Origin of the sequence: Mesorhizobium sp. M00.F.Ca.ET.216.01.1.1, from assembly GCF_004010325.2 — a bacterium.
In the GTDB taxonomy this organism is placed as follows: domain Bacteria; phylum Pseudomonadota; class Alphaproteobacteria; order Rhizobiales; family Rhizobiaceae; genus Mesorhizobium.
This window is the reverse complement of the sequence record NZ_SADR02000547.1, coordinates 1-286: the sequence shown is the minus strand read 5'-3', so window position 1 is coordinate 286 and position 286 is coordinate 1. Positions and strand designations below refer to the sequence as shown.

At 64.7% G+C, this 286-nt stretch carries 1 protein-coding gene; it reads left to right on the top strand.

The window, feature by feature from the left end:
• Positions 1 to 286, top strand: a 286-nt coding sequence (locus tag EN859_RS37395; protein ID WP_189502594.1) for a SpaA isopeptide-forming pilin-related protein, incomplete at both ends; no start/stop codon positions are given.

Sequence of the window (286 nt, the reverse complement as noted above, 5' to 3'; positions counted from 1 at the left end):
CGTCAATGTCGAGCTCGGCTCGATCTCGGGCCACAAGCTCGAGGATGCCGACGGCAGCCTGGGGACGACGGGTGACCAGACGCCGGTCGAGAACTGGACGATCACGCTCTACAAGGACGACAACCACGACAACATCGCCGATCCCGCCGAGCAGGTGGCGCAGACGACGACCGACGCCAACGGCGCCTACCAGTTCACCGGCCTGCTGCCCGGCGACTACCTGATCAAGGAGGAGAGCCAGTCGGGCTGGACGAATGTGAGCCCGGTACAGATCGACCAGGACAAC